Raw genomic sequence first — 8452 nt, 5'->3', positions numbered from 1 at the left:
ATGGGCAGCAGAAAACTCCCCACCAGCGCGGCGAGGCTGCGGGCCAGCGTCGCGCCGTGGTTCTCCTCCCCCGCCGCCAAGGTGGCGGCCAACGCCCTGCGCTTCAGCGGGCGCGGGAGCGACGCCGAACGGATGCTGCGGGCCGGCGACACCGCCCTGGACGCCGGCACCGCCAAGCCGCTGCTCGATGCCATCGCCGAGGTTCTGGCCCCGCCGGCCCCGCCGCCCGCCAGAAAGGCCCCGGCCCTCCGCAAGCCCCCCGTCCAGGCGGCGTCCTCCACCGCGGCGGCGAAAGCCACGGCGGCGAAGGCCGCGGCGCCGGTCCAGGCCGCCGGAAACGGCAGCGGAAACGGCAGCGGGGGCGCGGCGCCGCACGACGGGGGCGACCGGCCCTCCACCGTTCTGCGCGTGGACCAGGGCCGGATCGACGCGCTGATGAATCTGATCGGCGAACTGGTGGTGGCCAAGAACGGCCTGCCCTTCCTGGCCCGCCGGGCGGAGAACGTCTACGGTTCCCGCGAGATGGCGCGCGAGATCAAGGAGCAGCACGCCGTCATCGACCGCATCGCGCTGGAGCTGCGCAACAGCATCATGCAGGTGCGGATGCTGCCGGTGTCCACGGTGTTCCAGCGCTTTCCCCGGCTGGTCCGCGACCTGTCGCGCAAACTGAACAAGCACGTCGATCTGGTGATCGAGGGCGAGGACACCCAGGCCGACAAGACGGTCATCGAGAACCTGTTCGAACCGATCCTGCATCTGGTGCGCAACAGCCTGGACCATGGGATCGAGACCGACCGCGCCGCCGCCGGCAAGCCGGACACCTCCCGCCTGACCCTGGCGGCCAGCCAGGACAACGATCAGGTCATCATCCGCATCAGCGACGACGGGCGCGGCATCGACCCCGCCGTGATGCGGGAGAAGGCGGTGGAAAAGGGCCTGATGGACCGCGACGCCGCCCAGCGGATGAGCGACGGGGAGGCGATCAACCTCATCTTCGCCGCGGGCTTCTCCACCGCCGCCGCGGTGACCGACGTCAGCGGGCGCGGCGTCGGCATGGACGCCGTGCGCACCGCCATCGAGAAGACCGGCGGGCGGGTGGAGCTGACCAGCGTCACCGGCGCCGGCACGACGGTCAGCCTGCACCTGCCGCTCAGCATGGCGGTCACGCGGGTGATGACGCTGGAGGTGTCGGGCCAGCAGTTCGGCATCCCCATGGACGAGATCGCCGAGACGGTGCGCATCCCCCGCGCCGACGTGGTGGCGATCAAGGACAAGGAAGCCTTCCTGCTGCGCGACCGCATCATCCCGCTGGTGCATCTGGACCGCCTGCTCGGCCTGCCGCCCAAGGCCGGGAGCGAGGAGATCGCCGTTCTGGTCGTGCGCGTCGACAAGCAGCCGGTCGGCCTTGCCATCGAAGCCTTCGGCGAGGGGATGGAGGTCATCGTGAAGCCGCTGGACGGCCCGCTGGCCGGGATGCCGGGCTATCTGGGCGCCGCGTTGCTGGGCGACGGGCGGGTGCTGCTGGTCATGAACCTGAAGGAGATTGTGGAATGATCCGCCTCGAAGGAACCACCATCCGGCTGGAAGGCGCCTGCCCGGTGGAGGAGGCCGAGCGCCTTTTGGAACTGTTGCAGTCCGGCACCCCCACGGGGATCGACATGGGAGGGTGCCGTTCCGTCCACACGGCGGTTCTCCAGCTTCTTCTGGCCTCGCCCCTGCCGATCCACGCGCCTGCGGACGAGCCCCTGCTCGCCGGGCTGCTGGCGAAAGACCGGACGCCAATGGAGGAGCTGCTCGCGACGTGAGGCGGGCCGCCCGGGCGATTCGCGTCGGCTTTTAGGCGCTCATCCCGGCTTCAGAGGGGCGGACCGCCCTGAAGGAAGGCGTCGATCCGCGCCTCGTCGGCGGCGGTGTCGAAACCGGCCCGCTCCATCCAGGCGTCGTCATGGTAGGTGTTGCGGTAGCGCTCGCCGGAATCGCAGATCAGCGTCACCAGCGAACCGGCGCGCCCGGCGTCGCGCATCCGTCCGGCGATCCAGCACAGCCCGAAGAAGTTGGTCCCGGTGGACGCGCCGACCCTCCGGCCCAGCCGCCGCGACAGCACCCGCATCGCCGCCAGAGACGCCACGTCGGGCACCTTGATCATCTGATCGACGACCTCGGGGATGAAGGACGGCTCGACGCGGGGCCGCCCGATGCCCTCGATCCGTGACCCGCGCTCGCAGGTGATGGCGGCGTCGCGGTTGACGAAGCTGTCGTAGAAGACCGAATGCTCGGCGTCGGGGACGCACAGCCGGGTCGGCAGGTGGCGGTAGCGGATGTGGCGCCCGATGGTGGCGGCGGTGCCGCCGGTGCCGGCGCTCATCACGATCCAGTCCGGCACCGGGTGGCGCTGGCCGCGCATCTGGCCGAAGATCGACTGGGCGATGTTGCCGGTCCGCCAGTCGGTCGCCCGCTCCGCGTAGGTGAACTGGTCGAGATAGACCCCGCCGAGCCGCGCCGCCAGACCCGCCGCCTCGGCGTAGATGGCCTTGGAAGACTCAACGAAATGGCAGCGCCCGCCGTGGCTTTCGATGGCCGCGACCTTCTCGTCCGACGTGCCGCGCGGCATCACCGCGTGGAAAGGCAGGCCGAGCATCCGGGCGAAATAGGCTTCCGAAACCGCGGTGGACCCCGACGACGCCTCGATCACCGGCGTGCCCTCGCCGATCCGCCCGTTGCAGATGGCGAACAGCAGCAGCGACCGCGCGACGCGGTGCTTCAGGCTGCCGGTGGGGTGGGTGGATTCGTCCTTCAGGTAAATGTCGATGCCGGGCAGTTCCGGGACATCGAGCGTCAGCAGCGGCGTGTCGGGCGACCGCGCCGCCTCGGTTTCCAGCACCCCGATGGCCCGCCGGGTCCAGTCGCGGTCGGTGGCCGCGGGCAGCGGGGTGAAATCGAGGCGGAGGGGTTGAAGGATCGGACCGGCGCCGGGCGGAAGCGTCACGGTCTGCGCGGAAGCGGTCATCGTCCTGTCTTTCCTGTGTTGGCCATCCCCGCCCGCCATGACGGCTTGCGGATGCATGCGCAGGCGGCATGCTGAAATCGCTTTTCTCCCGATGGGTCGAATGAGCAAAATCATCCGCCCCAACCGTTAAGGCTCCGAGCAACCCCGATGACCATCGACGCCACCGACCGGAAAATCCTGGCCGCCCTTCAGACCGACGCGACACTGTCGCTCGCCGACCTCGGCAAGCAGGTCGGCCTGTCCGCCACTCCCTGCTGGCGCCGCGTGCAACGCCTTGAACAGGAAGGCTACATCCGCCGCCGCGTCGCCCTTCTGGACCGGGCCAAGCTGAACGTCGACGTCACCGTCTTCGTGGCCGTCCGAACCAGCAAGCATTCCGCGGAGTGGCTGGAGGAGTTCCGCCGCGTGATCGCCGACATACCCGAGGTTGTCGATCTCTACCGCCTGAGCGGCGAAATCGATTATCTTCTCCGTGTGGTCATTCCCGATATCAAGGCTTACGACGCCTTCTATCGCAAGCTCATCGAGCGCATCGAGCTTCAGGACGTGTCATCGATGTTCGCAATGGAAGAAATGAAATCGACAACGGAGGTCCCCCTTTCTTATGCAAAGACCCAGCAGAACTAGATTTTTGCCTTTTTTGCTTCTCTTTGTTCAGCATCTCCGGGAACTTTCACGAAGATCCTGCGGTGATGCTCAATATCGCATGGTTCGCATGAGAATTTTTTACTTTTTTCGCCCGGAACGTGCTTCGGCGTGGAAAGTTTTCTCGCCTTTTGCCCGGTCATTGCAAAATTCTTTTTCTGGATTGGCGGGAGGCGGACCTTCGGTCCGCCGAGAGCGGGGGAATCAGGGTGAGAGCAAGACATCCGGGCATCGGAGCCTGTGGTCATCACCCGTTTCGAAATCGAAAGCCCTTTTGAGTTGATTGTTCTTCGAATTCAACAACCAAAAGGCGCTTTCGATTTCGAAAGCGGTCACTTCTCCAGCAGATCGTCGATGCGCATCCGCAGGTCCCGCAGCAGCTCCCGATGCTCCTTCTGCATCGCCTCGCTGACCGCGTCGATGGCCTTCAGCTCCTTCTCGATGCGGTTGATCGAGCGGCCCAGCACGCGCATCGGCTCCGCCGAGCCCGGCGCCTTGGACGCCCGCGCCGTGCGCACCGACTGCACGGTCAGCCCGCCGGTGCGCGCCGACTGCCACAGCCGCCGCACCTCCCCTTCGTCGCCGACGAAGGCCAGCTCGACCAGGGCCGAGCGGGACACCGCGTCGGGGTTCTCGCGGTATTCGCGAAGGATGTCGGTGGGCAGGTCCAGCACCTTCAGCCGCTTCGACACCTCGGCCTCCGAACAGCCGATGACCGCGGCAACCTCCGCCTGGGCATAGCCGTGGCTGTCGATGAGCTGGGTCAGGCCGCGGGCCAGATCGATGGCGTCCAAATCCACGCGCTGGACATTCTCGATCAGCGCGATCTCCTCCGCCTTGCCCTTGGTGATGATGGCGGCGATGGTCGGACGGCCCAGCATCTGGTGGGCGCGCAGGCGGCGCTCCCCGGCCACGAGGCGGTAGACGCCCTTCTCCGTCGTCTCCTGCACCAGGACCGGCTGCTGCAGCCCGTGCCGCTCGATGGAGGCGGCGAGCGAGGCGAGCGCCGTCTCGTCGAAGACGGTGCGCGGCTGGTTGGGGTCGGTGCGGATGGCGGCGACGTCGGCCTCGATCAGGCGGGGCAGGGTGCCGGTCAGCCCGAACAGCCGGTCGGTCTCCAGAGCCGGGGCGGTGTTCTTCGCTTGCAGGACCGCGGCGGCGGTTTGGCGGGTCAGCTTTTTAGGCGGCATCGACCGACTCCCGGATGCGTCCGGCGGCCCTCAGAAGGGCACCGGCGATGGCGGCGTAGCTTTCCACGCCCGGCGCGCCGATGTCGGCGTCCAGCGTGATGACGTTGGCCCCGGCGGCCTGCGCGTAGATGGTCGCGCGCGGCACCGGCGGAAAGACGCGGTAATCCTCCCCCCACAGCCGGCCGATGTCCTCAAGCGAGGAACGGTCCTGCGTCTGGCGGGGATTCAGCATGGTCGGCAGCACGCCCAGCACCCGCAGGTTCGGGTTCAGGCGCCGCTGGATCTTGGTCACCGTGTCCAGGAAGGCGTTCACGCCCAGGATGGCGTGCGGCTCCGCCTGGCAGGGGATCAGCACATAATCCGCCGCGGTCAGCGCGTTGATGGTGACCGCCCCCAGGTTCGGCGCGCAGTCGATCAGGATGAAGTCGTAATCGGCCCGCACCGCGTCCAACATCTCCGCCATGGCGGTCTGGGCGTTGGTCAGGTTGCCAGGCAGTTCGGTGTCGGCGCTGGCGAGCGCGATGCTGGACGGCACGACGTCCAGCCCCTCGACGCCGGTCGGGCGGATCACCTCGGCCAGCTTCGCCTTGCCCATCAGGGCGTGGTAGAGCACCCTGCCCTGCCCGGTCAGCGTCACCACGTCGGCCTGCGGCACGCCGACATGGACCGTGGCGTTGCCCTGCGGGTCGGCGTCCACCAGAAGCACGCGGTTTCCGGCGCGGGCCAGCATGAAGGCGACGTTGATGGAGGTCGCCGTCTTGGCGGTGCCGCCCTTCTGCAGGCCGACGGCGATCGTCGTGCCGGCCCGCGGGGTCTCCGTCGCCGGCTGTTCCAGGGACAGCAGCAGCAGCCGGCCCAGCACGTCGCGGGGCAGGGGTTCGCGCCCCGTCTCCCATTTGCTCAGCCGCTGCTTGTCGTATCGGCGGCCCGTCAGTTCGTTCACGAACGCGGCCATCTGCGTCTGGGTGAGGCCGCGCCTCTCGCGCAGCAGCTTCAAGTCGTCGCCGGTCATTGCCCCCTCGTCGCCCCAATTGCCGGAGTCGTCGGGGAAGGTAACAAGTCGTCCCAACCCCCGCAATGGGTGTCTACCCGCAGCCCGGACCAACCGGTCCGCCGCCCTTCCCGCGCGCTCATGCCGGGTGCAGGCACCCCACGGTCCCGATGCGTCGGAAGATTGAGGAAATCGGCGGAGCCTACAGCTTGCAGAATGCTCAAATACCCTTGCATTGGCTCGCCGGCAAAGCGTATCGGTAGGCCGTCGATGCTGCCTTTTGGGGGCCGGAAATGGGGTTTGCGAAGGAACTCTACACCCGCGAATACTTCACCGGTCGCGATGCGGAAGGGAACAAGCTCCATTACGGCGCGGTGGGTGCCGAGGAATGGGAAGCCGGAGGCATCTCCTCCATCCATCGCGCATTGATCGACCAGTTTCCCCTGAACGGCGCCCATGTGCTGGAAATCGGTTATGGCCGCGGGGAGTCCGCCCGCTACCTGCTCTCGACGGGCAAGGCGGCCCGCTATGTCGGTGTCGACTTTTCCGATGCCGCCCATGCGCTGGCGCGCGAGACGTTGAAGGGCTGCCCGGCCGCACAGTGGTCGGTCCATTGCGACGACGCCCTGAACTTCCTGGCCGCGCAGGGCTTCCAAGGCGTGTTCGATGCGATCCTGATGCTGGACGTGATCGAGCATATTCCCCAGGCGGAGGTGCACGCCCTTCTCCCCCGCCTCCACGCCGCGCTGCGTCCGGGCGGCTACCTGATCGTCAACACCCCCTTCTACGCGGTGGACGAGGATTACATCGCGCAGAACTACGAGTATGTTCTGCCTTCGGCCAGCGACCTCATCCCCGAGACGCGCGGCATGCATTGCAACAAGTTCACCGAGCGGCGGCTGCGGCAGGAGTGCACCGGCGCGGGATTCTTCACCATCAATTCGTCGCTGTTCCGCCGGGCTCCGGAGACGGTGTCGAGGGCGAAATGCACGGTTGTGATTCCGGTCGGCCCCGGCCATCGGGAGCACGTCCAGCAGGCGATCAATTCCGTGATGGCGGCGGCCCAGAACGACCCCGGCCCTTTCACCGACTTCGATTGCGTCGCGGTCGATGACACCAGCGGAACCAAGGGCCGGTCGAAGGCCCGCAATGAAGGGGTGCGCGAGGCGGTTTCCCGCGAGGCGGACTGGCTGTTCTTTTTGGACGCCGACGACCTGATGATGCCCGATGCCTTTCAGCAGATGGCCCCGCACATGGACCGCGTGGACGCGGTGTGGGGCCTGATCCTGGAAAGCGCCGATGCCCAACCCGGCCAGGACGCGGTGACCGGCCGCATCCGCCTGCCCCAGTTGCCGCGCATCGGAACACTGGAGGATCTGCTGCTGCACGACCCTTATCTGACGCTGCAGATGGGCCATTTCATCCGTGCTTCGGTCGCCCTGGAAACCCCCTTCGACGAGACCTTGGACGTGGGGGAGGATTTCGAATACTACGTGCGGGTCTGGGAAAAAGCGCGTTGCGTGAAGATCTCGACTCCGCTGTTCCTGAACCGGAGGGGCATGCACTCGTCGGGTCCGCGGTCCGGCAATGGTGCCGACTGGCGAAAGTCGACGGAACGGGTGCTGGAGACGGCACGGCAAGCCCATCGCCTTGATCCGGACAGCGGAACGGCGATCGAGGCCCGCAACGCGGCGACCATGGAAACGCGGGCTTGGCAGCGGGGTTTCGGTGCGGTCGCCGGGGACAGCCTCGTGTCCATCAGCCGCCAGTTTCCCTTCCACGGATTCCTGGAGTTCGAGCCGCCCGTCGGCGGTCCCATCGCCCTGTTCGACGACAACGACGATCTCGTCTGCATGAGCCTGGGCTGGTGTGGACGTTACGAGCCGGCGTCGCTGCGGCTCTGGCAGCATCTCGCCGTGCCGGCGCGCGTCGTGCTCGACATCGGGTCCTACACCGGCATCTACGCCCTGACGGCGGCCCGGGCGGCTCCCATGGCACGGATTCTCGCGGTGGAGCCGGTTGCGGCCAATCTGGCGCGGCTGGAAAAGAACATCGAAGCCAATGGCTGCGACCGGGTCAAGGCCGTGCACGCCGCGGTTCTCGACCGGCCGGGCGAGGTCGTCCTACGCCGGACGGCGGCCAAGGAATTCCTGACCTCCGGCGCGTCGATCCTGCGTCATCGGTCGTCCGAGGGCTGCATCGAAGCAACCGTGCCGGGCATCACCGGCAGCGGCCTTTTGGACCTCGCCGGCGAGACGGCGGTGGACCTCGTGAAGATCGACGTGGAAGGTGCGGAAGCACTGGTGCTTGCGGGGATGCTGGATCTGCTGGAACGCTGCGGCCCCGATCTGCTGATCGAATGCCTGGATGAGGATTCCGCCGGCAAGGTGGACGCGATCCTGCGCCCGCTCGGCTACCGCTTTCACACCATCGACGACGACGCGATGCGGGTGGAGGAGACCGGACGCTTCGTCGCCGCCAGCGGCATGCATTCGCTCAACCGCTGGGCAACCCGGCGGGACGACGCGGCGGCGGAGGCGCTGGTGCGGGCGGCAAGGCTGGCCTTCGTCCGGCGCTGACGGCCCGCCGCTTCGCCGCAGCCGGCGCTGGCGGAAAAGG

8 protein-coding genes are annotated in these 8452 nt (G+C 67.6%); 4 read left to right on the top strand and 4 right to left on the bottom strand.

Annotated elements, in window-relative coordinates:
- Together QSG27_RS13120 and QSG27_RS13115 are read left to right on the top strand one after the other, a co-directional pair.
- A partial coding sequence (locus tag QSG27_RS13120; RefSeq protein WP_306706809.1) for a chemotaxis protein CheA occupies positions 1-1554 on the top strand: 1554 nt, incomplete at its 5' end.
- Positions 1551-1805: a hypothetical protein gene (locus QSG27_RS13115; RefSeq protein WP_306706807.1), complete on the top strand. Its 255-nt coding sequence runs from the start codon at positions 1551-1553 to the stop codon at positions 1803-1805. The genes QSG27_RS13120 and QSG27_RS13115, both read left to right, overlap by 4 nt.
- 50 nt (positions 1806-1855) lie before the next feature.
- Here the strand turns inward: QSG27_RS13115 and QSG27_RS13110 are convergent, their stop codons facing one another.
- A complete protein-coding gene (locus QSG27_RS13110) occupies positions 1856-3007 on the bottom strand; it encodes a PLP-dependent cysteine synthase family protein (RefSeq protein WP_306706805.1) in 1152 nt (383 codons plus the stop codon).
- Between the two features lie 147 nt (positions 3008-3154).
- Here QSG27_RS13110 and QSG27_RS13105 point away from each other — a divergent pair, with 147 nt between their 5' ends.
- Positions 3155-3634, top strand: coding sequence for an Lrp/AsnC family transcriptional regulator (locus tag QSG27_RS13105; RefSeq protein ID WP_306706804.1), 480 nt, complete (start codon positions 3155-3157; stop codon positions 3632-3634).
- On the opposite strand, the gene QSG27_RS13100 is transcribed toward QSG27_RS13105, so the two are convergent.
- The 3 genes from QSG27_RS13100 to QSG27_RS13090 form a co-directional block, all read right to left on the bottom strand.
- Positions 3631-3900, bottom strand: a complete 270-nt coding sequence (locus QSG27_RS13100; protein ID WP_306706802.1) for a hypothetical protein — start codon at positions 3898-3900, stop codon at positions 3631-3633. The two genes, QSG27_RS13105 and QSG27_RS13100, sit on opposite strands and share 4 nt — an antisense overlap.
- Positions 3901-3984: 84 nt before the next feature.
- Positions 3985-4842, bottom strand: coding sequence for a ParB/RepB/Spo0J family partition protein (locus tag QSG27_RS13095; RefSeq protein WP_306706800.1), 858 nt, complete (start codon positions 4840-4842; stop codon positions 3985-3987).
- Positions 4832-5854, bottom strand: coding sequence for an AAA family ATPase (locus QSG27_RS13090; protein ID WP_306706798.1), 1023 nt, complete (start codon positions 5852-5854; stop codon positions 4832-4834). The genes QSG27_RS13095 and QSG27_RS13090 overlap by 11 nt, the downstream gene beginning before the upstream one ends.
- 272 nt (positions 5855-6126) lie before the next feature.
- Here QSG27_RS13090 and QSG27_RS13085 point away from each other — a divergent pair, with 272 nt between their 5' ends.
- A complete protein-coding gene (locus QSG27_RS13085; protein ID WP_306706796.1) occupies positions 6127-8412 on the top strand; it encodes an FkbM family methyltransferase in 2286 nt (761 codons plus the stop codon).
- Positions 8413-8452: the final 40 nt, after the last annotated feature.

This window comes from Azospirillum isscasi (genome assembly GCF_030849505.1).
Lineage (GTDB): Bacteria > Pseudomonadota > Alphaproteobacteria > Azospirillales > Azospirillaceae > Azospirillum > Azospirillum isscasi.
Note: the sequence above shows the minus strand (reverse complement) of the source record. Positions and strands in the feature narration are given on the sequence as shown.